At 31.9% G+C, this 25911-nt stretch carries 23 protein-coding genes and 3 tRNA genes; 14 read left to right on the forward strand and 12 right to left on the reverse strand.

The features are described from left to right. Positions 1 to 3: 3 nt before the first annotated feature. Positions 4 to 2559 carry an ATP-dependent Clp protease ATP-binding subunit gene (locus GB234_RS08965; protein ID WP_151894223.1) on the reverse strand — a complete coding sequence of 852 codons (2556 nt, stop codon included), beginning with the start codon at positions 2557 to 2559 and terminating at the stop codon, positions 4 to 6. 260 nt (positions 2560 to 2819) lie between these two features. On the opposite strand from GB234_RS08965, the gene gyrA reads away from it, so the two are divergent. Together gyrA and GB234_RS08975 are read left to right on the forward strand one after the other, a co-directional pair. Continuing rightward, positions 2820 to 5354, forward strand: coding sequence for a DNA gyrase subunit A (gene gyrA, locus GB234_RS08970; protein ID WP_151894224.1), 2535 nt, complete (start codon positions 2820 to 2822; stop codon positions 5352 to 5354). 61 nt (positions 5355 to 5415) lie between these two features. Continuing rightward, positions 5416 to 6675 (forward strand): tetratricopeptide repeat protein, encoded by a 1260-nt coding sequence (locus GB234_RS08975; protein WP_151894225.1) that lies wholly within the window; start codon positions 5416 to 5418, stop codon positions 6673 to 6675. A 95-nt stretch (positions 6676 to 6770) separates the two neighbouring features. Here GB234_RS08975 and GB234_RS08980 read toward each other — a convergent pair whose 3' ends face one another. The 3 genes from GB234_RS08980 to GB234_RS08990 are packed head-to-tail and all read right to left on the reverse strand — an operon-like array spanning position 6771 to position 10157. Then, positions 6771 to 7520, reverse strand: a complete 750-nt coding sequence (locus tag GB234_RS08980) for a C40 family peptidase (protein ID WP_151894226.1) — start codon at positions 7518 to 7520, stop codon at positions 6771 to 6773. 14 nt (positions 7521 to 7534) lie between these two features. Beyond that, entirely contained in the window at positions 7535 to 8971 is a 1437-nt protein-coding gene (locus tag GB234_RS08985) for a hypothetical protein (protein ID WP_151894227.1), read from the reverse strand. Between the two features lie 7 nt (positions 8972 to 8978). Further along, the gene (locus GB234_RS08990) at positions 8979 to 10157 is read right to left on the reverse strand and encodes an acetyl-CoA C-acyltransferase (protein ID WP_151894228.1); all 1179 of its coding nucleotides are present in this window, start codon (positions 10155 to 10157) and stop codon (positions 8979 to 8981) included. 144 nt (positions 10158 to 10301) lie between these two features. Here GB234_RS08990 and GB234_RS08995 point away from each other — a divergent pair, with 144 nt between their 5' ends. From GB234_RS08995 to GB234_RS09050, 12 genes are all read left to right on the forward strand, one after another. Then, complete coding sequence (locus tag GB234_RS08995; protein ID WP_151894229.1) at positions 10302 to 12350, forward strand: HD family phosphohydrolase; 2049 nt, start codon at positions 10302 to 10304, stop codon at positions 12348 to 12350. 145 nt (positions 12351 to 12495) lie between these two features. Next, positions 12496 to 12584 (forward strand) — tRNA-Ser (locus GB234_RS09000). 66 nt (positions 12585 to 12650) lie between these two features. Next, a tRNA-Pro gene (locus GB234_RS09005) sits at positions 12651 to 12725 on the forward strand. A 120-nt stretch (positions 12726 to 12845) separates the two neighbouring features. Beyond that, positions 12846 to 12919: transfer RNA gene (locus tag GB234_RS09010), tRNA-Arg, on the forward strand. Positions 12920 to 13192: 273 nt separating this feature from the next. Further along, positions 13193 to 14272: a sensor histidine kinase gene (locus GB234_RS09015; protein WP_151894230.1), complete on the forward strand. Its 1080-nt coding sequence runs from the start codon at positions 13193 to 13195 to the stop codon at positions 14270 to 14272. 15 nt (positions 14273 to 14287) lie between these two features. After that, a complete protein-coding gene (locus GB234_RS09020) occupies positions 14288 to 15619 on the forward strand; it encodes a sigma-54-dependent transcriptional regulator (RefSeq protein ID WP_151894231.1) in 1332 nt (443 codons plus the stop codon). A 184-nt stretch (positions 15620 to 15803) separates the two neighbouring features. Next, positions 15804 to 15983: a hypothetical protein gene (locus GB234_RS09025; RefSeq protein WP_151894232.1), complete on the forward strand. Its 180-nt coding sequence runs from the start codon at positions 15804 to 15806 to the stop codon at positions 15981 to 15983. A 241-nt stretch (positions 15984 to 16224) separates the two neighbouring features. Beyond that, positions 16225 to 17523, forward strand: a complete 1299-nt coding sequence (locus tag GB234_RS09030) for a Glu/Leu/Phe/Val family dehydrogenase (protein WP_151894233.1) — start codon at positions 16225 to 16227, stop codon at positions 17521 to 17523. A gap of 23 nt (positions 17524 to 17546) precedes the next feature. After that, on the forward strand, positions 17547 to 17963 hold the full coding sequence (locus GB234_RS09035) for a GreA/GreB family elongation factor (protein ID WP_151894234.1): 417 nt from the start codon (positions 17547 to 17549) through the stop codon (positions 17961 to 17963). A gap of 14 nt (positions 17964 to 17977) precedes the next feature. After that, positions 17978 to 18370, forward strand: a complete 393-nt coding sequence (locus tag GB234_RS09040) for a hypothetical protein (protein WP_151894235.1) — start codon at positions 17978 to 17980, stop codon at positions 18368 to 18370. 80 nt (positions 18371 to 18450) lie between these two features. Further along, positions 18451 to 18771: a hypothetical protein gene (locus tag GB234_RS09045; RefSeq protein ID WP_235906099.1), complete on the forward strand. Its 321-nt coding sequence runs from the start codon at positions 18451 to 18453 to the stop codon at positions 18769 to 18771. A gap of 12 nt (positions 18772 to 18783) precedes the next feature. Then, on the forward strand, positions 18784 to 19623 hold the full coding sequence (locus GB234_RS09050) for a putative universal stress family protein (RefSeq protein WP_151894237.1): 840 nt from the start codon (positions 18784 to 18786) through the stop codon (positions 19621 to 19623). Positions 19624 to 19673: 50 nt separating this feature from the next. Here the strand turns inward: GB234_RS09050 and GB234_RS09055 are convergent, their stop codons facing one another. From GB234_RS09055 to tsaD, 8 genes are all read right to left on the reverse strand, one after another. Further along, positions 19674 to 20249: a hypothetical protein gene (locus GB234_RS09055; protein ID WP_151894238.1), complete on the reverse strand. Its 576-nt coding sequence runs from the start codon at positions 20247 to 20249 to the stop codon at positions 19674 to 19676. Between the two features lie 2 nt (positions 20250 to 20251). Further along, complete coding sequence (locus GB234_RS09060) at positions 20252 to 21418, reverse strand: class I SAM-dependent methyltransferase (RefSeq protein ID WP_151894239.1); 1167 nt, start codon at positions 21416 to 21418, stop codon at positions 20252 to 20254. Positions 21419 to 21421: 3 nt separating this feature from the next. Continuing rightward, positions 21422 to 22510: an AI-2E family transporter gene (locus tag GB234_RS09065; RefSeq protein WP_151894240.1), complete on the reverse strand. Its 1089-nt coding sequence runs from the start codon at positions 22508 to 22510 to the stop codon at positions 21422 to 21424. Positions 22511 to 22544: 34 nt separating this feature from the next. After that, positions 22545 to 23048 carry a TrmH family RNA methyltransferase gene (locus GB234_RS09070; RefSeq protein WP_151894241.1) on the reverse strand — a complete coding sequence of 168 codons (504 nt, stop codon included), beginning with the start codon at positions 23046 to 23048 and terminating at the stop codon, positions 22545 to 22547. Positions 23049 to 23058: 10 nt separating this feature from the next. Next, positions 23059 to 23706 (reverse strand): DUF4159 domain-containing protein, encoded by a 648-nt coding sequence (locus GB234_RS09075; protein ID WP_151894242.1) that lies wholly within the window; start codon positions 23704 to 23706, stop codon positions 23059 to 23061. Between the two features lie 43 nt (positions 23707 to 23749). After that, a complete protein-coding gene (locus GB234_RS09080; RefSeq protein WP_151894243.1) occupies positions 23750 to 23980 on the reverse strand; it encodes a hypothetical protein in 231 nt (76 codons plus the stop codon). A gap of 135 nt (positions 23981 to 24115) precedes the next feature. After that, the gene (locus GB234_RS09085) at positions 24116 to 24826 is read right to left on the reverse strand and encodes a 16S rRNA (uracil(1498)-N(3))-methyltransferase (protein ID WP_151894244.1); all 711 of its coding nucleotides are present in this window, start codon (positions 24824 to 24826) and stop codon (positions 24116 to 24118) included. 11 nt (positions 24827 to 24837) lie between these two features. Continuing rightward, positions 24838 to 25860 carry a tRNA (adenosine(37)-N6)-threonylcarbamoyltransferase complex transferase subunit TsaD gene (gene tsaD, locus GB234_RS09090; protein ID WP_151894245.1) on the reverse strand — a complete coding sequence of 341 codons (1023 nt, stop codon included), beginning with the start codon at positions 25858 to 25860 and terminating at the stop codon, positions 24838 to 24840. Between the last annotated feature and the right edge of the window lie 51 nt (positions 25861 to 25911).

The raw sequence follows: 25911 nt of genomic DNA on the forward strand, positions 1-25911 counted from the left end.
ATTTTAAGATTCAGTTGTGTTTTTCTGTTTCTTAATTTTGATTGTTAATTCATTTGTTTTTTCATCTAAGTCCATCTTAATACTATCTCCTTCTTTAAGATTACTATTTATAATTTCTTCTGCAAGAGCATCTTCAATGTATTTTTGAATAGCTCGTTTTAAAGGTCTTGCGCCATAATCTTTATCAAATCCTTTATCAGCAATATAATCTTTTGCTTTTTCAGAAAGTTTTAAATTATATCCTAAATCTGTAATGCGTTTATATAATTGGTCTAACTCAATATCAATAATTTTATGAATATCTTCTCTTTCGAGAGCATTGAATACCATTACGTCATCTACACGATTTAAAAACTCAGGTGCAAATGCTTTCTTTAATGCATTTTCAATGATACCTTTTGCATTAGCATCTGCTTGACTTGTTTGAGATTTAGTTCCGAAACCAACACCAGTTCCAAAATCCTTAAGCTTACGAGCACCAATATTTGAAGTCATAATAATGATCGTATTTCTGAAATCGATTTTGCGACCTAAACTATCTGTTAAATGTCCATCATCAAGTACTTGCAAAAGCATATTAAATACATCTGGATGTGCTTTTTCAATTTCATCAAGTAAAACGACTGAATATGGTTTTCTTCTAATTTTCTCTGTCAATTGACCACCTTCTTCATAACCCACATAACCTGGAGGAGCACCAACTAATCTTGAAATTGCAAATTTTTCCATATACTCACTCATATCAATACGAATAAGTGCATTTTCTGAATCAAATAATTCGCGAGCCAAAACTTTAGCTAATTGTGTTTTACCAACACCCGTTTGTCCTAAAAATATAAATGAACCAATTGGCTTGTTAGGATCTTTAAGTCCAGCTCTATTACGTTGAATTGCTTTTACAACCTTACCAACAGCCTCGTCTTGACCAATTACTTTTCCTTTAATAAGTTGAGGTAATTCAGCTAATTTATTGCTTTCAGTTTGTGCTATACGATTAACAGGAACCCCCGTCATCATTGAAACAACTTCTGCCACTTGTTCTTCATCAACCACTTCACGATGAAGTTTAGAATCGTTTTCCCAAACTTCTTGCTCAGTTGCTAAATCTTTCTCAAGGTTTTTTTCATCATCTCTCAATTTAGCAGCTTCTTCATATTTCTGCTTTTTTACAACAGAGTTTTTAAGTTCACGAACTTCTTCTAATTGTGCCTCTAATTTTAATATTTTTTCAGGAACATTAATGTTGGTAATGTGTACACGAGAACCTGCTTCATCTAAAGCATCAATAGCTTTGTCTGGAAGAAAGCGTTCAGTCATATATCTATTAGTGAGCTTTACACATGCTACTAGAGCTGCATCTGTATACGTTACATTATGATGAATCTCATATTTATCTTTAATGTTTTGTAAAATCTCTACTGTTTCTTCGACGGAGGTAGGCTCAACTAATACTTTTTGAAAACGTCGCTCAAGAGCACCGTCTTTTTCAATATATTGTCTATACTCATCAAGTGTAGTAGCACCTATACATTGAATTTCCCCACGAGCTAATGCTGGTTTAAACATATTTGAAGCGTCTAAACTTCCAGTAGCTCCTCCTGCACCTACAATAGTATGTATTTCGTCTATGAAAAGAATTATGTCATCATTCTTTTCAAGTTCATTCATTACTGCCTTCATACGTTCCTCAAATTGCCCACGATATTTAGTACCGGCAACTAGACTCGCAAGGTCTAATGTAACAACACGTTTATCATATAGAATACGAGATACTTTTCTTTGTATAATTCTTAAAGCCAACCCCTCGGCAATTGCGGATTTACCAACACCTGGTTCTCCAATAAGTAAAGGGTTATTCTTTTTTCTTCGACTTAAAACTTGAGAAACACGTTCAATTTCTTTTTCACGACCTACAACAGGATCTAACTTTCCTTCTTCAGCCATTGCAGTTAAATCTCTTCCAAAATTATCTAAAACAGGGGTTTTAGATTTTTTATTAGATTTATTTGTACTCCCACCGCCAAAAATATTGTCTTTATCACTATCTTCATTTTGATTTTCATCATCATTTGGAAAAGCTGCAGCATCAGGACCCTCAGTATAATTATCGTCGTTTGTCAACATTACCTTAAATTGTTCTTTAGCCCCATCATAGTCTACTTTCATTTTATTTAAAAGTTTTGTTGTAGGGTCATTCTCATTTCTTAAGATACATAATAGTAAATGTGCAGTATTAATAGAAGTGCTTTGAAAAAGTTTAGCTTCTAAAAATGTCGTTTTTAACGCTCTTTCTGCTTGTCTAGTAAGATGTAAATTCTTTTTATCATTACTTGTTATAGCTGTACCCGGGTTTGCAGGGCTTAAAATTTCGACTTTGCGTCTTAAATGATTTAAGTCAATTTCAAGGGCACTTAATATGGTTACAGCTTTGCCATTTCCATCTCTCAAAAGTCCTAGCATTAAATGTTCAGTGCCTATAAAATCATGACCTAAACGTAATGCCTCTTCCTTACTAAATGCAATTACATCTTTTACTCTTGGGGAAAAATTATCGTCCATATTTCTTTATTCCTTTTCTCTAAAATTACTAAAAATTACTACTGTATAGGCAAAAACTGTTCCTATTTATGGATAGTTTAGTAAAATGACGAAAAATGTATCGTTTAAAAAAGAAATAATAGCTTTAGTTATCAACTAAAACAGCAATTATATTTGTTAATAAAATGGTGGATAATGGATGTCAAAAAACGTCATCTTACCTATCAAATAATGTATCTTGCTTGTTTAGTAAGATTCATTAAAATTAAGATAAATATACTATGGCTGAAGGTGAAAAATTGATCCCCATCAACATTGAAGATGAAATGAAATCGGCTTACATCGATTATTCTATGTCTGTAATTGTGTCACGTGCACTGCCAGATGTACGTGATGGTATGAAACCCGTTCATAGACGTGTTCTTTTTGGAATGCACGAACTAGGTATTAGAGCTACAGGTGCTCATAAAAAATCTGCAAGAATTGTAGGAGAAGTTCTTGGTAAATACCACCCACATGGTGATACATCAGTATATGATGCAATGGTACGTATGGCTCAAGAATGGAGCTTACGTTATTTATTGGTTGACGGACAAGGTAATTTTGGTTCTGTTGATGGTGATAGCCCAGCTGCAATGAGATATACGGAGGCTAGAATGCAGCGTATTTCAGAAGATATGCTTGCTGATATTGATAAAGATACAGTTGATCATCAATTAAATTTTGATGATACTTTAAAAGAACCAACAGTACTTCCAACAAGAGTTCCAGGGCTTTTAATTAATGGTGCTTCTGGTATTGCTGTAGGTATGGCTACAAATATGCCACCACATAATTTGACCGAAGTTATCGATGGTACACTAGCATATATTGATAATAATGAGATTGAGATTGATGAATTAATGCAACATATTAAAGCTCCAGATTTTCCTACAGGTGGAGTGATTTACGGATATGATGGTGTAAAAGAAGCTTTCCATACTGGACGAGGACGTGTTGTTATGCGTGCTAAGGCTACATTTGAAGAAGTACAAGGTAGAGAATGTATAATTGTTACTGAAATTCCATACCAAGTCAATAAGGCAGACATGATTAAGAAAACTGCCGACATGGTTAATGATAAAAAAATTGAGGGTATTTCTAACATTAGGGATGAAAGTGACCGTAATGGGATGCGTATTGTTTATATATTGAAACGTGATGCTATTCCTAATATCGTACTTAATATGTTATTTAAGTATACGGCATTACAATCTAGCTTTAGCGTTAATAATATCGCCCTTGTAAATGGTCGACCACAAATGCTGAATCTAAAACAATTGATTCATTATTTTGTTGAGCACCGCCATGAAGTAGTAGTTCGTAGAACAGAATACTTACTTAAAAAAGCTAAAGAAAGAGCACATATTCTTGAAGGATTAATTATTGCAAGTGATAATATTGATGAAGTTATTCGTCTTATTAGAGCAAGTGCCAATGCTGATGAAGCAAGAGCTGCGTTAATAGAGGCTTTTGATTTAAGTGAAATACAAGCGAAGGCTATTGTTGAAATGCGCCTACGCCAATTGACTGGACTAGAGCAAGATAAATTACGCTTAGAATATGAAGAGCTCATGAAAACAATACAGGGATATGAGGATATTCTTGCAGATAAGGCGCTTAGAATGCAAATTATAAAAGATGAGCTCATTGAAATTCAAAATAAATATGGTGATGAGCGTCGCTCAGTTATTGAATATGCTGGTGGTGATGTAAGTATAACAGATTTAATTCCAGATGAACAGGTTGTATTAACAATTTCTCACGCTGGATATATTAAGAGAACATCACTCGCAGAATATAAAACTCAAAATAGAGGAGGAGTTGGTCAAAAAGCATCTGCAACTCGTAATGAAGATTTCTTAGAACATTTATTTGTGGGAACAAACCACCAATATATGTTGTTTTTCACACAAAAAGGGAAATGTTTCTGGATGCGTGTTTTTGAAATTCCAGAAGGGAGTAAAACATCAAAGGGTAGAGCAATCCAAAACCTTATTAATATTGAAAGTGACGATAAAGTAATGGCATTTATCTGTACTCAAGACCTTAAAGATGAGGATTATGTAAATAGTCGCTATGTAATTATGGCTACGAAAAAAGGACAAGTAAAGAAAACACCATTAGAGCAATATTCAAGACCAAGAACAAATGGTATTAATGCTATAACTATTAAAGATGATGATGAGTTACTAGAAGCAAAATTAACGCGTGGTGATAGTCAAGTAATGCTTGCGGTTCGTAGTGGAAAAGCAATTAGGTTTGAAGAGGAAAAAACGAGACCTATGGGCAGAAATGCTTCTGGTGTACGCGGTATAAGATTGGCAGATGATAACGATGAGGTAATAGGAATGATTGCTATAAATGATAGGGAGTCTGAAATTCTTGTAGTTTCAGAAAATGGCTACGGAAAACGTTCAAGCATCGAAGATTATAGAATTACAAATCGTGGTGGTAAAGGTGTAAAAACTATTAGCGTTACAGAAAAGACAGGTAAACTGGTTTCAATCAAAAACGTTGTTGATTCTGATGATTTAATGATTATCAATAAATCTGGAATAGCAATACGTATGGCTGTTGACTCTCTACGTGTAATGGGTCGAGCAACTCAAGGAGTACGATTGATAAAAGTACGCGAGGACGATTCAATTGCAGCTGTTGCAAAGGTGATGAAAGAAGATGAGGTCGAAGAAATAGATGGCGAAGTTGATGAAGAAGGTGTACCAATTGCTAAAATAGAAAATGGCACATCTCTTGATAACAAAGAAGAAGAATAAAATTTAATTAATATTTAACCAAAGTATCGGTTTTAGGATACTTATTAAATCCTCAATAACAATGAAAAAACAATTAGTACTAGCCACTGCAGTCTTAGTTTCAGCTATGGCATTTGGACAAAAAAAGGAAATTAAAAAAGCTGAGAAAGCTTTTGCAAAATCAGATTTAGTAGAAGCTGTAGCTCAGATAAAAGCTGCCGAAGCAATGATAGCAGGTGCTGACGATGAAATTAAAGCACAATTTTATGCTGCAAAAGGTGAAATAATGCTTGCTGATGGTAAAGATGGTGATTATGAAAAAATGAAAGATGCAGCCGATGCTTTTATGAAAGCTAAGCAGTTTGATAAGAATAATGACTATGCAGATGCTATTAAAAACGGAGTTCAAAATACAAGAGTTGCTTTAGTTAATAGCGCTGTAAAAGACCAAAATGCTCAAAATTTCAAAATGGCATCTGAAAAACTTTTACTTAGTTATGAGGTAAAAAAGGACACTTCAGATTTATATTTTGCAGCCGGTAATGCAGTAAATGCAAAAGATTATGATGCGGCTTTAATGCACTATGAAAGATTACTAGATATGGGATATACTGGTATTCAAGAAGAGTTTAGAGCTCTACGTATTGAAGATAATGAAGTAGTAACATTTGCAAGCAAAGCAGATAGAGACTCCGAAATGATTTCAGGAAAATACACACAACCTACAGAGGGTATGACTGAGTCTGCTAAAGGAGATATTTTAAGAAGTATTGTTTTAATAGAATCTTCTAGAGGTAACAATGATAAAGCGCTTAGAATTATGAAAGATGCAAGAGCAGAAAATCCAGATGATATGTCATTAATACGTGCTGAAGCAGATATGGTTTATCGTATGGGTGATATGAAACGTTATGAGGCGTTGATGAACGAAGTTTTAGCATCAGACCCTACTAATCCTGAATTGTATTACAATTTAGGTGTTTCTGCATCAGCAAACGGGGACAATACTAAAGCAATTGAGTATTACAAAAAAGCCCTTGAGCTTAAGCCAGAATACCCTTCTGCTCAAATCAATATTGCTTCTGTGATTTTAGGTCAAGAAAAAGGTATTGTTGATGAAATGAATGGCCTAGGAATGACAAAAGCAGACACTAAAAAATATGATGTGTTGTCTGAAAAGCGTAACGGCTTATACTCTCAAGCATTACCATATTTAGAGTCAGCATTAGCATCTAGAAGTGATAATGTAGAGTTAGTTAGAACGTTAATGAATATATATAGTCAACTTTCAATGGACGGTAAGTATAATGAAATGAAAGCTAAACTAGCAACTATGGAATAACCCTTAGTTAACTATTCCAGGTTTAACAAAAAATCCCTAGACTTATTGTCTAGGGATTTTTTGTATTTAATAATGAATTTAAAATGTTTGTCTCTTTATACAATACGCTTTATAACACGTAGTTTGTGTGTATGAACATTACGTTCATAATTAAAAATACCTGTATGGTCAAGTCTGTCAATTCTAACTTTTCCGTGGGCGTGTATAATGTAATGATCTTCCATAATAATCCCTACATGTATAATGTTTCCTTCAGCATTATCAAAAAAAGCTAAGTCACCTGGCTCGCTTTCTTCTATAAAACTCAAAGGTTCTCCTTGTGTTGCCTGCTGGCTGGCGTCTCTTAATAAATTATGTCCGTTGAGTTTGTAAACCATTTGTGTAAACCCACTACAATCAATTCCAAAAGGTGTTTTTCCTCCCCATAAATAAGGAGCATTTAAATATCCCAATGCGGTTTCAATAAATTTTGACTTCGGAAATTTTTGTTTGATTATACTTCCTTCAAAAGAATGACCTAAGATATCAATAGCATTTATTGAACTTCCCATGCATATAGAAAGCATTTGATTTTCTCCTATTGTAATAATGTCTAATATTTCCGAAGAAAGAGTAGGGGTACTATCTTTTAGTGAAACATATTGCTCTTCTTCAATAAGGACAAATTGTTTATTATCGATCCAGCCTTCATATTTGTCAAAAGCTAATCGTATACGACTCCAGTTTTTTCGAGATTCTAATACTTTAAAATGTTCTCCATAAAGTACCTGTGTAACTAGCTCGCTGCTGTCTGCAGTTTCAGCCCTAAGTGGGACGATACTAAGATTACAAATTCCGAATTTCATGGATTTAACTAGGATTATTGGCTGCAATCTCCATTAAGGATATCTTGCTGGGTTGGGTTGTATAGATTTTGAAATATATTGAAATCACCATTTAAGCCGTTATTAAAAATTAGTGAATTGATACCGCATAAATCTGTTAAGTTCTCATTATATTGAATATTAATATCGCTTCCTACGGTCTCGAGGGATGAAAGAAAATCAATGCTAGTGTTTGCAGTACCAACTATGCTTATGGTGTTTGAAATTGTTGTTAAGTTTTGAAATGCATTTACAGAAATAGCTTCGTCAACTATTGTCAAAGGTTGAGAAATTGTAAAATCTGCTATCATTGATACATCATTAAATCCATTAATTGAATTTAATTTTTCTACTTCATTTATTTCTAAATTATTTAGTGTCGTAATAGAATTAAATCCAGAAATATCTCGCAAATTCTCATTATCATCAATTACTATAACTTGGGAGTTTGTAAGTCTGTTGAACCCTTCTAAATTTATAAAAAAACTCTTTGTAAGAAATACCCCACTACAATTTACTAATGATGGAAATATGTTATTTAAAGTTGTCAGTGAATTGTTATAATTAATCGATAATAACTCTCCTATATTTTCAATATTATCCAACCCAGAAATATCTTCAAGACTATTATTGCTTGAAATATCGCAGCGTCCTCCTATATTTATTAGTGAACTCAATTGGTCTATAGCAGGAAGTGAATTATTAAAGCTAATGTTTAAATCTCCAGCAACTGTTGTAATATTTTGCAACCCATTTAATGAAGTCATTACATCGTTAAATGAAACTACAAGTGATCCGTTAACAGCTGCAACATTACTTAATCCAGATAAATCTTGAATTTTGTTTCCAGATATTATTAAGTCGCCTCCTATATTTGTAATATTTGACAAACCCTCAATAGTACTTAAATTACTATTTGATAAAGCACCTGGGCCTATGTCTACACCTATAACTAGATCTTCTGGAATATTTGTAATCCCGCTGAGTCCATTAATATTACTTAAGTTTTCGTTGCCAAATACTCTTATACTTTTCCCTACTTGTATAAGACCAGATAAACCATCAATGGTGTTTAGAGATTCATTTAAACTAATGTTTAATGTGCCTCCTATGTTAGTTATATTTTCAAGCCCATTTAAAGAAACTAAATTACCGTTATTTGAAACAGTAAGGTTTCCTGTAATATTAGAAATTGAACTCAAAGTACTAAGATCAACAATAGTGCTTGAATTAACCACGCTCTCTAATGTGATAGTTAAACTACCATTTATACTAGAATAATTATTGGCACCAAATGTATCAACCTCACTTTGAGATTGTAGTACAATATCTCCAATAAAAGGTGTTGTTTCATTACTATCATCATCACTGGTGCAAGAACCAAAAACGAAAAATAGAAAACCTATAAATAGAATATTCTTAAAACTTTCCATGAAAAAATTATGCGCGTTCAATAACCATTGCACTAGCACCACCACCACCATTACAGATAGCCGCTGCACCTATTTTGGCATCATTTTGTTGTAATACATTAAGTAGAGTAACTAAAATACGAACTCCACTACACCCTAGTGGATGTCCTAAAGATACAGCACCACCGTTTACATTTACATTGCTATCGTTTAATCCTAAAATTTTCATATTTGCAAGACCAACAACTGCAAAAGCTTCATTAAATTCAAAAAAGTCAACATCGTCTTGAGAAACACCAGCTTTTGCTAATGCTTTAGGCAAAGCTTTTGATGGAGCAGTAGTAAACCATTTAGGCTCGTGAGCAGCATCTGCATATCCTGTAACAGTGGCTAAGATTTCAAGACCAAGTTCTTTTGCTTTTTCTTCACTCATTAAAATCATAGCGCCAGCACCATCATTAATAGTAGAAGCGTTTGCAGCAGTAACAGTACCATCCTTTGAAAAGGCAGCACGTAATGCCGGAATTTTTTCCATTTTTACATTCTTAAATTCCTCGTCTTCACTAACAATTATGGCTTCGCCACGTCGTTGTGGAACTGCAACTGGAATAACTTCATTAGTAAATTTACCTTCGCTCCATGCTTTTGCAGAACGCTCGTAAGATTTTATAGCAAAAGTATCTTGATCTTCTCTTGAAAAGTTATGCTCTGTTGCACACAAATCTGCACAAACTCCCATAGCATTATGGTCATACGCATCAACGAGACCATCTTTTTGCATACCGTCAATTAGGGTAGAAGGACCAAATTTTACTCCATTTCTCATATAAACGTAATGAGGAATATTACTCATACTTTCCATACCACCAGCAACAACAACATCTGCATCTCCAAGCGCAATTGCTTGAACAGCATTCATTACTGCTTTCATTCCAGAAGCACATACTTTATTAACAGTTGTACAAGGCACAGTATCTGGAATACCAGCACTTAAAGCAGCTTGTCTAGCGGGTGCTTGACCTACCCCAGCTTGTACTACGTTACCCATGTAAACCTCTTGTACCATCGCTGGATCAAGATTAATTTTATCAAGGGCTCCTTTAATAGCCGCCGATCCTAAGGTGGTAGCACTTAAAGAGGAAAGACTCCCCATAAAACTTCCTATTGGTGTTCTTACTGCAGATACAATTACAACTTTTTTGCTCATAATATTATTTTGAAAATGGGTAAAACTTTAGTTATCCGATAGTCGAATAATTGCTCGCGAATTTACAATAATCTATCTAATTTATCAATTTTTAAGGGTGCTGGTTTTGGCAAAAACCGTCGGTAATGTATACCTTTACTTTTTATGAAAAATATTTTAAACGTAATTTCAAGAAATCAATCAATTATCTACAAGATATTTCTTTTTGTTGCGTCTACATTTTTAATAATATATTTTTTCCCAAAAGGAGGTCAGTTCAAATACAATTTTCAGAAAGGAAAGCCTTGGCAGTATGAAAATTTGTATGCGCCGTTTAGCTTTACAATAAAAAAAGATGCCGAAACTCTAAATGAAGAAAAGCAGACAGTTCAAAACAATATAGTACCTTATTTTGATTATGACACTACTGTAAAGGAAGGAGTAGTAGAGGATTTTAATAGGTTATTGACAGAGACATACGTTGATTCATTATATTCCACTTCTCAAGCAAAGCTGAAACGTGCCGGAATTAAAATAATTGATGATTTATACAGACATGGTGTTACAGATCAGATTTTTCCTTACGAAGATACCAAGTTAGTTTACCTTAAAAATGGGAATGAAATTTCAGAAATTACATATAATCAGATTGTAAAAACCGACAATGTAAAAAAATTAGTTTCATTACCATCAGCTAAAATTTCCGAAGAAAATAGAAATGAGTTGCTTTTAAAAGCAGTAATTGATATTGCTATAAAACCTAACATTGAATTAAATAAAAAATTAACTGATGCTGCAGTAATTGCCGAAATTGATGCCATTAACCCTAATCGAGGTATTATAGAACAAGGAGGGCGTATTGTTGCAAAGGGGGAAGTGGTGGAAGGTGATAAATACCAAATTTTAGAATCTCTAAAAGCTGAATACGAATCACAGGTATGGACAAAATCTAATTATTTATGGTTATTAGTAGGATATGCATTGTTAATTATGCTAGTCCTATTAATGTTGTTTTTGTTCTTAAAAAAATACCGAAAAGATATTTATGAAAATAATACAAAAGTTACATTCATAGTTTTCAACATACTTTTAATGGTATTAATTACAACAATAGTTGTAAAACTTGATGCCAAATACGTATATGTTGTTCCACTGTGTATTTTACCTCTCATACTAAAAGCATTTTTTGATCCAAGAGTGGGATTATTTGTACATGTTTTAACTGTACTGTTATTAGGTTTTATTGTACCTAATAGTTTTGAATATATGTTTTTACAAATTATAGCTGGGATTGTAACTATTTTGACTGTTTCAGAACTATACAAAAGAGCAAATCTCTTTATTTCTGTAGGACAAATAACATTAATTTATGTCATTGGCTATTTTGCTTTTGTATTGATACATGAAGGAAATATAAATGAATTAGAACCTGAAACATTTGGTTATTTTGTTCTATCAGGATTGGCTACACTCTTTGTACATCCTTTGATTTATTTTTTTGAAAAACTTTTTGGTTTAGTAAGTGATGTTTCGTTATTAGAATTGAGTGATACAAATTCTAAGCTTTTAAAAGAACTAGCAAATAAAGCTCCAGGAACTTTTCATCACTCTTTAAATGTAGCAAATCTTGCGGAAGCTGCTGCTCAAGAAATAGGCGCGAATTCAATGTTGGTAAGGGTAGGAGCGTTATACCATGATATTGGTAAGATGGCGAATCCCACATATTTTACAGAGAATCAAATTAATGGTGTAAATACACATAATGAACTTGACCCTATTGAAAGTGCTTCAATTATTGTAGGTCATGTAATTAATGGTATTGAAATTGCTAGAAAAAATAAATTACCAGATAGGATTATTGATTTTATAAGAACACATCACGGTAACAGTGTTGTATATTACTTTTATAAAACAGCTTTAGATAGAGATGGTAATGTTGACAAGGAAGATTTTCAATACCCAGGGCCATTACCTTTTTCAAAGGAAACTGCAATTTTAATGATGGCTGATAGTGTTGAGGCAGCAAGTAAAAGTTTAAAAGAACCTACATCAACAAAAATTGATAATTTTGTAGAAAAAATAATTGATGGACAAATGGAGCAAGGGCAATTTTTAAATTCAAACATTACCCTTAAAGAGATTCAACTCATAAAAAAAGTACTTAAAAAGAAATTAAATAACATTTATCACCTAAGAGTTGAGTATCCTGAATAATTTATAGCTTTTTAAGTGTGACTAAATAATTGATTATTAAATCAATAAAAATCATTTAAAAAAATGTTTATTTTCTGTTGCAAGAAAGCTATTTAAAATTTACATTTGCAACCGCAATTTAAGTGATGCGTTCATTAAATGTATTGGAGAGGTGCCTGAGTGGCCGAAAGGAGCGGTTTGCTAAATCGTCGTACCCCAACAGGGGTACCCAGGGTTCGAATCCCTGTCTCTCCGCAAATATTGCTGAAAACAATGCTTTTCAGTTTCATTGACATACTATTAGTTAAAAAAGATAAGTCACGGGGTGTAGCGTAGCCCGGTTATCGCGCCACGTTTGGGACGTGGAGGCCGCAGGTTCGAATCCTGCCACCCCGACTTTTTTTTTGTGCTACAAGGCTTGTAGCTAGCTAAATAGAATATCCCACCTATTAGACGGATGGTTATAATTATGAGAAATCATTTTGTCAATCATTGTAAAATAATTTTAAGAGTTACGGGCTCGTAGCTCAGCTGGATAGAGCACCTCCCTTCTAAGGAGGCGGTCACAGGTTCGAATCCTGTCGGGCTCACAAGAAAATCTCCTATATAGGGGATTTTTTTGTTTTTAATAAATAATAGTTTATACCTACGTTTTTATTCTTTTGCAATCTTCAGGAATTATATTTGCTTTATAAATAAATCATTGATTAAAATAATAATAATGAGAGAGACCATAAAACTCTCTTTCCTATATTTAAAGAAACTTTTGTAACATAGCCCTAACTTTGTAAACAATCTTTAAATTTATATTATCAAATTTATCATCAATCATTTTCTTCGGAAATTTTAATTTCATTTAAAATATGGCTACAACTGAAGACAATCTAAAAGAACGAATTAAAGAACTTACCTGTCTTTATGAAATATCTTCAATAATCGTTAATGCAGAAATAGATCAAATAGAAGAAACTTTAAAAGCCATAGCCTTTAGCTTAAAAAAAGGTTTTCAGTTTCCGAAGCAAACAAATTTTGCTATCAAAACAACTATATGCTCAATAGAAACAAAGCCTATTGATGAGACGATAAATATTAAATCTGAAATTTTAGTCTTCAATAAAAAAAATGGATTTGTTATTGCTTTTTTAAGCGATGATAAAAGTTCGTTTTTAAAAGAAGAAAAACAATTACTAGATAGCGTTGCTTTAAAAATAGGAAATCTTTTAGAGCGTATTGAGATTCAACAAAACGAAATGTCTCTTAAAAGACAAATGGAACGAGCAGATAGATTGTCTATCCTTGGAGAAATTACAGCAGGTATTGCTCATGAGTTAAATACGCCGCTAGCAAATATACTTGGTTTTGCAGAGTTGCTTAAGAACGACTTTAAGATGGAAAAAGCTGTAGCAGATGATTTAGATAAAATTATTAAAAATGCAATATTCTCACGCGAAGTAGTAAAGAAGTTGATGTTTTTTGCTTGTGAAATGCCACAAGAAATGCAACAAGTAAATTTAGTTTCAAGTATAAAAAATGCATTGACATTACTAGATGCGTCTTTTAAAAAAGCGCAAGTAAGATATATTTTTAATGTTAAAAAAGAAGAAATTTTATTAAAGGCAGATACTATTCAATTAACTCAAATTATTTTTAACCTTATAATCAATGCAATTTATTTTTCTCCAGAAAATGGGCTTATTACAATAGAGGTTAAAGAGAATGAAAATGAAATAATTTTAAAAATTTCGGATGAAGGTAAAGGCCTTTCTGAAGATGCAATTGAGAAGGTGTTTGAGCCTTTTTTTACCACCAAACCCACGGGTGATGGTTCTGGACTAGGGCTTAGTGTTGTCCACGGTATTGTAGCTAGTCATAGAGGAAAAATATCAGCAAAAAATAATTTAAATAGAGGTGCTACCTTTAAGGTTATGCTTCCCAAATCTTAATTTTTAAAACATAAGATGCAACTTAAACAAGAAAACATATTAATTGTTGATGATGATATCAATATTTTAGAGTTATTACAACGACACTTGCAGTCTTGGAATTATCATACATATAAGGCAGTTTCTGTTAAAGAAGCTGTACAAATTTTACGTGATACAAAAATTGATTTATTAATTACAGATTTAAAAATGCCAGAGATTGATGGCTCAGAGCTCATTAAATTTGTTGAAGAAAATTACCCTAATTTACCTAAACTCGTAGTGACAGGTTATCCATCTGTTCAAGATTCATTAAAGGCCATAAAATCTGGTGTTGTAGCTTATTTGACAAAACCTTTTACTAAAGATGAATTAAAACAAGCAATCGATAAATCGTTAGGTAATATTGAAAAACCAAAAAGTAGTAATGAGATTAATATTTCCGAAGTAAAGAATAAACCTTACGGAGAGATTATTGGGGTTTCAGAAAAAATAAATGATGTTATTCAAATAATCGAACGTGTTAAGAATAACAAGGCAACTATATTTATTAAAGGAGAAAGTGGAACAGGAAAAGAACTTGTAGCGCGCGCTATACACTATGAGGGTAAATTTTCTAGAGCACCTTTTATTGCTGTAAATTGTGGAGGTATTCCAGAAAATTTATTAGAATCTGAGTTATTTGGTTATACTAAAGGTGCCTTTACAGGTGCCGAAAAAAATCGTGATGGATTTTTTCAAGCTGCAAATGGAGGCACTATTTTTTTAGATGAGATAGGTAATGCATCAACAGCTGTACAATCTAGATTATTACGTGTGCTTCAAGAAAAAGAAGTTGTTAAAGTAGGAGCTCAAAAAGCTGAAAAAATTGATGTTCGTATTATTGCGGCTACAAATAGTGATTTGAGAGAAATGATTAAAAAGGAGGGTTTTAGAGAAGATCTTTATTACCGTCTCACTGTTGTTGAAATTGATGTTGCTCCTTTGAGAGAAAGGAAAGAAGATATTCCTTTATTAGTTGAAAAATTTTTGTTTAAATACGGGATAGAATACAAAGATAGATTTATAAAAATAAGTACAGAAGCTTCTGCTATTTTACAACGCTATGATTGGCCTGGAAATATTAGAGAATTAGAAAATGTAATACAGCGTTCTGTGATTATGTGTGATAAAATTATTGGTGTAACGCATTTACCAAGTTTATTAAAATTTACAATTGATTTTCCAGATAATCAACTTCTTACCCTTAAAGAAGTAGAAAAAAAACATATTCAAAAAGTACTCAACTTCACGAATAATAATAAAACTAAAGCTGCCGAAATTTTAGGTATTGACCGTAAAACAATTAGACAAAAACTTAATGACTAAATTTATCTAATTACGGTACTTTTTCTCCCAACTGGGTAATTATGCCCCAGTTGTTACTTTATTAATATTTAAGATATACTACTATAAACCCTTATATAGTAGGGTTTCGTTGATTCTGCATATTTCTGGCACCGCCATTGGCATATAGATTGCCTTTAGGTACATAAAATAATAACTATGTACTATGAAATTAAACCAAGTAAACATTTGTCCCTCTTGCATCTATAAAGATACGTGTGTACTTACCATGCAAAAAAATAAAGTATGGTCATGCAGTGAATACGAAGAAGGGTCAGAAATATTTAAAACTGAATCAACACCAGTAGTTAAAAAACAAACCGAACCAGAAATGGCGATGGCATAATTAAAAATAATACAGTATTCAATGTCTTTAATGTATTACTAATAAAATAAGGGCTTTATGAAACTCAATCTAAAATAAATAAAAATGTATCTACAATCAATATTAAATACGAATTCTCAACAAAAAACTGAAGTTAAGAAACGTAGAAGTAAGTATATAACAGAAAGATATAACGAAAGAAATATCACTAATAGACTTTTCAAATAATTAGAATTTAAATTACCCTTTAGCGGTTAAAATTATGACGACAGTAACATTAAATAAACAAAGTAAAAAGGCAAAAGTTAAAGGGATGATGGATAATGTAATGGAGCAATTTAACAGTGCTGCAGATTATATTGAACTTCATCCTAACATTAGAAAAATATTAAGTATAACAAATAATGAAATTGTTGTCCATTTTCCAGTAAAAATGGATAATGGAGATGTAGAGATTTTCACAGGCTATAGAGTACAGCATAATAATGCATTAGGACCTTACAAAGGAGGTTTACGTTACCATCCTACAGTTGATATTGATGCCGCAAGAGCACTTGCAATGTGGATGACTTGGAAAACATCTTTAGCTGGATTGCCTTATGGTGGTGGAAAAGGAGGAATTCAATTAGATCCCTCAAAATACTCACATGGAGAATTAGAACGCATTACTCGTAGATTTACGTTTGCGCTTGCAGATAACATAGGGCCAGAACATGATATTCCTGCACCAGATGTTAATACAAATAGCCAGACAATGGCATGGATGGCAGATACTTATATGAGTACTAGACCGCCAGCAGAGCGTACAGCTAATCAACACGTTGTAACTGGAAAACCAGATGGAAGTGGAGGTCTTGAGGGGCGTGATAGAGCAACAGGATATGGCGTTTTTCTAACAATTAAATTTTGGTGTGAACGTAACAATGAAAAATTAGAAAACAAAAAATTTATTGTTCAAGGCTTTGGAAATGTAGGGTATTGGGCATCTCATTTTTTAGAAAAAGAGGGAGCAAAATTAGTAGCTGTACAAGATGCTTCAGGTAGTATAAGAAATAGTAACGGTATTAAAGTTGAAGATCTATTTAACTATACAAAAATAAATAATGGCGGTGTTACAGGATTCCCAGAATCATTTGATTTAGACAATGAAAAGTTTTTTACATCTGAATGTGACATATGTATTCCTGCCGCATTAGGAAATCAAATTACAAAGGAAAATGCCTCATTAATCAAAGCAAAATTAATTGCTGAAGGCGCAAATGGGCCAACAAATGTTGAAGGGGAAAAAATTCTTTTAGAAAGAGGTGTAACAATTATTCCAGATATTCTCTGTAACTCTGGTGGAGTAGTAGGGAGCTATTTTGAATGGTTACAAAATCGAAATGGAGAATTATGGCAACTTGATGAAGTGATAGCAAAATTAGACAAAAAAATACTTGAGTCATTTAATAAAGTATTTGAGTATTCTAATAGAGAAAGCATGGATTTAAGAACAGCTGCATACTGTATTGCCATTAAAAGAATAGAAAAAGCATATATACAAAGAGGAATTTTCCCATAATTAAAACATTTAAAATCGAAAAGATGAAATACGGAAGTTTAATACTAGAAAAAAAAGAATATGTTTATTTAAAACGCATATTAAATATTTCTGGATATGCTGAAGATTTTGAAACTCAGAAATCATTGCAGAGATTAAGTGATGAGTTAAAAAGTGCTCAAATAGTAAACGAAGAAGATCTTCCTAAAGATATAATTCGTTTTAATAGTAAGGTTATGGTCTATTCTGAAGATGGTTGGGAAAAAACAATTCAATTAGTCATACCATCAAATAAAAATGCCTTACTAGACAAAATATCTATTTTAACACCTATAGGCGCAGCACTTTTTGGATATGCTGAGGGAGATATAATTGAGTGGGATTTTCCTTCTGGTAAACAAGAGCTAAAAATAGTCACAGTGGTACAAACCGAAAATACAAAAATTGAATTACCATTTTAAATATTATATAAATCATGAAAATTTTGCAAAAAGAAATATATAATCACGACGCTGATGTTGATGTAACTCACAAGATCAATTCAATAGAATTAGAAAACTGGATAAATCATCTAGAATACATTAAGAAAGAACTTTCAAATTTAATAGGTTTTTGTGGAAAAGAGTTAAGTCAAAAGTTTAGTAAAAAAGATGATGAGAATGACAGTTTATTAAATGCTCTTCAAAAATACCGAAACTCCAGAGGAGACATAATAGAATGTGAAGATACTCAATGCGATATGGTTTATATTACTGAACATGAGAGCTATAGAAGAAGTTATTTGTATCATTTAGATAAATATAGAAGATTAAAGGATGATTTTTTTAGTAAAGTTCAAGGAAAGTTTACGTTACTTAAAAAAACATAAATAAAAATATTTTGGAAATAAAATTATCTGATAATATAAATGCTCATAGAAGACTTTGTATTAAAAAGGACTTAATAGAATTGAGTCAATGGATTAATACATTATTAGGCATCAATACAGAGATAGATTATTTAAAAAAAATTGAGAGCAACCTTATTAAGGACAATAATATTTCAACAGAAATTCAAAGTTTGCGTAGAAAAAACACATTATTAGTAGGAACTCTCTGTAAATATGAAAAAGAATTAAATATTGAATATCAATACGGGAAAAATGAATATAACGTAATAAGAGCAAAAGAGCACGAGAAAAAGAGAACAGTCCATTCAATATTTATTATTGAATTTACTCAATTGAAGAAAAGGATATATCACAAAATATCTACATATGAACTCAGATAAAAAATTAATAAGATGAAAAAGATTTTAATCCCATTAGACTTTAAAGTTAACTGTTATGAAGCTATTGATTATGCCATAAATTTTTTTAAGCATGAGAAATGTCATTTTTATTTTATTAATTGCTTTAAGCTAGACATTGATGGTCTTAACGCTATACATTTACTTCAAGCTGATGATGATTGGTTTGAAAAACCAAAGCATCAATCTGAAAAAAACCTAGGCTCAATTATTAAAAAATTTACAATTAATAATAGAGGTAAAGACCACCGTTTTAGTGCAATATCTAAGTGTAACAATTTAATTGAGGGTGTTAAAAGTGTAATTGAAGAAATTGATATTGATATAGTAATACTTGCTGGAAAAGCAAATAATATTTCGACTGAAAAATATAGCAGAAACACAAAACGTATTATCGAAAATATACGAGAGTGTCCTATAATGATAATACCCTCATCAGCAAAAATACATGAAAACCCAGAGTTTGTTTTAGTATCAAATTTTGAGGAGGAATTACCCAAAACAGAATTAGAAAATTGGTATGAGTTAGTAAAAACTGCAAGGGGACTTATAAGAATAGTTACTCTAGCATCAAGGGATAAAATGACTTCGTTGCAAAAATTACATCAAAACCGTGTTAGATTTCAAATTGAGATGTTCTCAAACACACCTATTGTAGTAGAATATATAGAAACGGCAAATGAATTAAAAGATTTTGCAAACTGTCATTCTGATTATGTAATTTGTTTAATTGACAAAAAACCAGATTTTTGGAGAATTTGTGGTATTACACATTCAAAGATTACAAACTTGGGACCTTTACAAAGCACTCCTCTTATAGCATTACACCGCTAATAACAATGAGAAAAAATAATGCCTAAAAAAATTAAATAAAACAAGTTAAACTATTCTATACAGCTTAAGTTTTCAACAAAAAATTCTCTAGGATATATAGGTTTAGCAATTTGTTCATTGCTAATCACTTTCTTGAAATTGACGTCAAAATTAGTATTCATAGTTGTTATGCGCATTGTATTTAAAGGTGAATTTGACAAACGCTTAATACTCACATCGTCAAGATAAAAAGAACCTTCACTAGTCATATTATTTAATGATTCCTCTCCCTTTGATTGTCTACCACACGTTTCTTCTCCTAAATATGGAGCAGAAACAAATTCACCACTTTCTAATTGAAACGTAACTCTACTTTTATCATTATAACAAATTATAGGTGGCATCTCAACTGCATTTAGTGATGTATGTAGCACAAAAGATTTGATATTTCCTTGCTTCATCAAAGAGAAATACATAAAAACAGTTTGACCATTTCCTACCATAAATTCGGCAAGAGACTCTTGGGTCAGTTTAAAAATTTCTTCTTCTGTTTCCATGTTAATTTTATAATCACAAATTTTTGTGTTTGATTGTGAAAATGTAGTAAATGCAAGGGTAAAAAATAATAATTGTACTATAACTTTCATAGTTAGATTTTTGCGCAAATTAAAAGTATTTTTTGGTTTTTAGCAACCGTAGTAAAAAATAGATAATGATTCCCCCCATCTTTCAATTTCCACTTTTTCCTAAGTGTTGCAACACTTTCAGGGAAATTACGGGTGGTTATATTTGCTTTATCAAAAGTAATACCATTACGCATTTCTTTTTTATTGTAATTAATAATTTGTTTAATTTTAAAGCTACGACCAGGAAAAATTTGTAATTCTTCACTTGTATAAAGGTGTGTGTGTTTTTCTAATTTTTCCACTTTAAATCTACTAGGTAACAAATTGAATGCTCCACTTTTCATAATTGCAGCATTAGGTTCGTAGAGATATTTCTTCGGAAATGTATACGTATTATCCTTTTTGTCTTCCCATAAAAATGAGAATGTTTCATTGCCCTTATCAGAAATGTTTATTGTTTTAATTTTTAAGGCTTCGAAAGTTTTTTTATTAATCAGCCATAACAATTCCTTCACTTCATTTTCAACTGCAACTATATGAATTTCTTTTACAAAATCTAATTCAGAAAGTCCCACCGAAATATCTAGCATGGGAGAGGTTTTGATTAATATAGTATCTGTATGCTGGAATAATACATTTAAATTTTTAGGAATATTTGGCAAACAATCTTTTAAAAAAAATACTTTTCCTTTAGTGTCATGGCGGCGTGATGGGTCAATATAAACAACATCAAATTTTAAAGATTGAAGATGATCAAATGCATTTCCTGTAATACATTTAATATTATGTTTTTTTAACTTTTTATAATTATGATTCACAATTTGAGAAAGAGATTCATTAATTTCAAAATGTGTAACAGTTTTAAAAACTTTAGAAAAAAATAAACAATCTACTCCATAACCTCCAGTAAAATCTGCAAGTGTTTCGCCGGTTACTAATCTTGATTTATAAGCTGCAGTAACTTGTGATGATGTTTGTTCAAGGTTTAATTTAGGAGGGTAGAGGATACCTTCGGTTGAATGCCAAATGGGAAGTTTTTTTTCTGCTTTCTTTCTACTTTCAATCTGTGTAATTAATTGCTTTGTTGAAATTTCAGAAAAAGGGCTACCGCTAAACGCTAGTTTTGTAGAATCACCTTCATAATTGAAAATGAATTTTTGCACCTCTTTATTAAGTAAAGGGTTATCCAATTTTTATAAATTTTGGGTGAGTCTTTTTACAATTTTATATTCTGAAAAGAACTCTTTTGATACTACTTTTATAACGGTATATGTGGGCACCGCCAGTATCATTCCTGCAACTCCAAATATAAATCCACCAATGAGTATGGCTAAGAAAATTTCTAATGGATGTGATCGTACGCTTTTACCAAATATAACGGGTTGTGAAATAAAATTATCAAAGAGTTGTGCTATACCATATCCTATAGTTAGATAAATTAAGAGCGGCAGTAGTTGTGATGAAAAATCTGCACCTAGGTTATTTGATGTTATGACTAAAACCATTACCACATACCCTATAAGCGGACCTAAATAGGGTACAATATTTAGAAAAGCACAAATTACTGCGATTGCGAGTACATTCTCTATTTTAAAGAATAATAGTAAAACAGAGTAAAAAATAGTTAAAATAAGAATTTGAAATGTTAAGCCTATAAAGTACCTTGAGAGTAACTCTTTTGTTTTATTAAATACTAGAACAAATCTTTTTTCATTTTCTTCTCTTGCAAATACTGTGACAGTATGTATAACCATGGATTCATCTTTAAGCAAAAAAAATGAAATGAATATTACAGAGAAAAAACCTATAATAGCACTTCCAACGTTACCAAAGAAGATGTCGATAAAGCTAGGAACAACTTCTGTATCAAAGTTTTTTACGTATTCGGTTCTTTTAATTGCTTCAACAATATCAATTTGTTCAACACCCAAATAGTCACTAGCTTGAATATTAAGCTCATTTAAATCAGTTTTTACGCCTTCAAAATCAATTTCAGAGATTGCTTGGCTCTCTTCAATAATAATTGGTACAAATATCCATAACAAGCCAATAATTACAGAAATAACCATCAATAGTGTTATAAAAGCAGCAAAGTTGTTTTTAAAGTTTAGCTTATTCTTTAAGAAAAGTATAATAGGTCTTCCTATCAACGAAATAACAGCGGCTACTCCTATATATAAAAATATAACTTGAATTTTGTAAAGAAACCATAGCAATAAAATAACACCTGCAACGATGGCAAGTGCTTTAATAATTCCAAGGGCTATGATTTTTGGCTTCACGTTGTAAATATAGCAAATTGTGATGTCGAAACTATCAAAATTTTGTTAAGGCAAAGAGTGCAATAGATGTAGCTTGAATTACATTCATACTACTATTTTTACCCTGCATTTCAATATGTAAGCTGGTTTTTGCAAACCTTAAAGCATCTATAGAAATACCATTTTTTTCATTACCTATGATGAGTATAGTAGTTTTTGTTTTATCAATTTTAAACGTCTCTAAAGGTATGCTTTGAGTAGTTAATTCTAATGCAATAATTGAATGTTCTTTTTTATTAAAAGTTTCTAATAGATTAATTATACTTAAGCCATCTTTAAATGAAATATTATTTTCTGTACTGCGAGCTGTTCTTTTCAACCTTGAAGATCCAAGATCAACAGTAGTACCACAAAAGTATATTTGATTAATTCCTAAAGCGTCACAAGCTCTAAACAGAGAACCTATATTTGCGGGACTATTGACATTGTCACAAACAAGTATAATATTTGGGACATTTGCAGTAAAAATAGTTTCTTCGTGAGATAATTGAGTAGCCATTAATTAAAAATTAATTTTCAAAGGCATATTTTATAATATTTGCTCCCATTCTAAGAGCCTTTAACCTCACGGCCTCAGGGTCATTGTGTATTTCTGGATTTTCCCAACCATCACCAAGGTCACTTTCAAAAGAGTATAAAATAACAAGTCTACCATTTATTTCGACTCCAAAAGCTTGTGGTCGTGAGTTGTCGTGTTCATGAATTTTAGGGAGTCCATCAGGGAATTTAAAGTGGTACGAGAAAATAGGGTGATTACCAGGAAGTTCTTTTAATTCTTGATTAGGAAATAACTTGGTAATTTCTTTTCTCAAGTATTGATCCATACCATAATTATCATCTATATGTAAAAAACCTCCACTCATTAAATAATCTCTTAAATTTTCTGTCTCTTCTTGTGTAAAAAATACATTTCCATGACCCGTCATATGAAGAAGTGGGTAATCAAAAATATCAATACTCCCTGGTGTTACAGTTTTAGTTTTATTATCTAAGTTTGTATCAATTTGAGAATTGCAAAAATCCACAAGGTTAGGCAATGCAGTAGGATTACTATACCAGTCACCGCCACCACCATATTGTAAGACAGCAATGTCCTGACTAAATAATATAGCAGGAGTTAAACTAATAAGAATTAAAATTTTTTTGAGAATCTTCATAGAACTCAAAAATAATAAATGGGGGAGATAAGTGATGGCTTTATTATAGAAATGTTTTTCTATTCATGATACTAGCCGTTCTGTCTGTAAAATTCATCCAATCTTCTTTAAGTGAATTTTCAAAAGTGACAACATCAATATCGATTTGTATTTCATTAATCAATTTATTGATGTGTTGAATACCCAATGAAGTTAATTGCTGGTTAGAAGTAACCCTAGCAGTAACATTCTTTGGTTGTGAGGAGATTTTCTTTTTTTGTAAAAGTAAATCCAAAATAATACGTGTTTATAGTTAATAAAATAAAATATGTTGCAATTTAGAGAAAATTCTTACACAAACACTGTAATTGTCTAATTATTTATTAATGAGGGATATATATTTATCTGTTTTCGTTTAAAAGTAAATTTATCAGACAAAGTGATATGATACACTATGACAAGCAACAATGGCAGCCGTTTCAGTCCTTAATCTATTTTTGCCTAAGTGTATTGCATCAAAATTATTTTTGAGTGCAAATTCTATTTCAGAAGTTGAAAAATCACCTTCGGGTCCAATCAATATAGTAATATCTTTCTGAAATTTTAATACAGACTTTAATGATTGTTTTTTTGCATCTTCACAATGGGCAATATAACGGTGCGTTTCTATTTCCGAAGCAGTACAAATAAATTCTTTAAAACTAACTGCATCATTTAAAATAGGGAAATAAGCTTTTAATGATTGTTTTGCTGCGCTTTGAATTATCTTTTCATAACGTTCTGGTTTAATTACTTTGCGTTCACTATGATCGCATATGATGGGTGTTATCTGTGTAATTCCTATTTCGGTAGCTTTTTCTAAAAACCATTCGTAACGGTCGTTTAACTTAGTAGGAGCAACAGCTAGATGTAAATTATACTCAGGTTTTGGTTGTGCCTCTACACCTTTTATATGTGCAATACACTGTTTTGGATTTGAACTCTCAAGGGTCGCCTTGTAGAAATTTCCGTAGCCATCTGTTAAGTCTAGAATATCACCCACTTGTTTACGCAATACTTTTATAATATGACGACTTTCATCTTTTTCAAATATAATTTGTGAGCTCGAAGGTGTTAGTGTAGAATTGTAAAAAAGTTGCATAAGTTAAATATTTAAAATTTTAATCGGGCTGCCGCAATAACACTATTATCAGCAATAAGACCCGCTTTTAATTTTAGTTCACCTACAATAGCAATCATTGCAGCATTATCTGTACAAAATTCAAATCTAGGAATATGAGTTGTCCAACCATATTTTTGCTCGCTTTCTTTTAATGCAGTTCTAATTCCACTATTTGCTGAAACTCCGCCTCCTATAGCAATCTCATTAATACCAGTATGTTTTACGGCATTTTTTAATTTGTCAATAACATAACTAACTATTGTAAATTGTAAACTAGCACAAATATCTGCCATATTTTCCTTAACAAAATTAGGATTTTCAGCAGTTTGCTTTTCCACAAAATACAAAACAGCTGTTTTTAAACCACTAAAACTAAAATCCATTGGTTTTACTTTTGGCTTCGGAAATTTAAAACGTTTAGGATCGCCTTGTTGCGCATATGTATCTACTAAAGGCCCTCCAGGATAAGTAAGACCTAAAATTTTAGCGCTTTTATCAAATGCTTCACCTATAGCGTCATCAATTGTTTGACCAATTACTTCCATTTTGAAATGGCTCGTTACTTTAACAATTTGGGTATGCCCACCACTTATTGTTAACGCTAAAAAAGGAAAATTAGGGGTTTGTTGACCATCAGCTTTTATAAAATGAGCTAAAATGTGTGCTTGCATGTGATTTACATCAATTAAAGGAATATCCAATCCATATGCTAAAGACTTTGCAAATGAGGTGCCTACGAGTAAAGAACCCATCAATCCAGGACCCCTTGTAAATGCTATTGCGCTTAGTTGTTTTTTGTCGATATTTGCCTTTTTTAAAGCTAAATCAACAACAGGCACGATGTTTTGTTGATGCGCTCTAGAAGCGAGTTCGGGGACAACACCACCGTACTCTTCATGTATTTTTTGAGTAGCGACAACATTGCTTAATATTACGCCGTTGTGTATTATAGCCGCTGCGGTATCATCGCATGAGGACTCAATACCTAATATGTATGTATTTTCGCTATTCATTTTTTATAAAGGCACATTTATTGGTTGTAAAATTATAACTTTAAAAGCGTA

This window comes from Patiriisocius marinistellae, assembly GCF_009014635.1.
GTDB classification, from domain to species: Bacteria; Bacteroidota; Bacteroidia; order Flavobacteriales; family Flavobacteriaceae; genus Patiriisocius; species Patiriisocius marinistellae.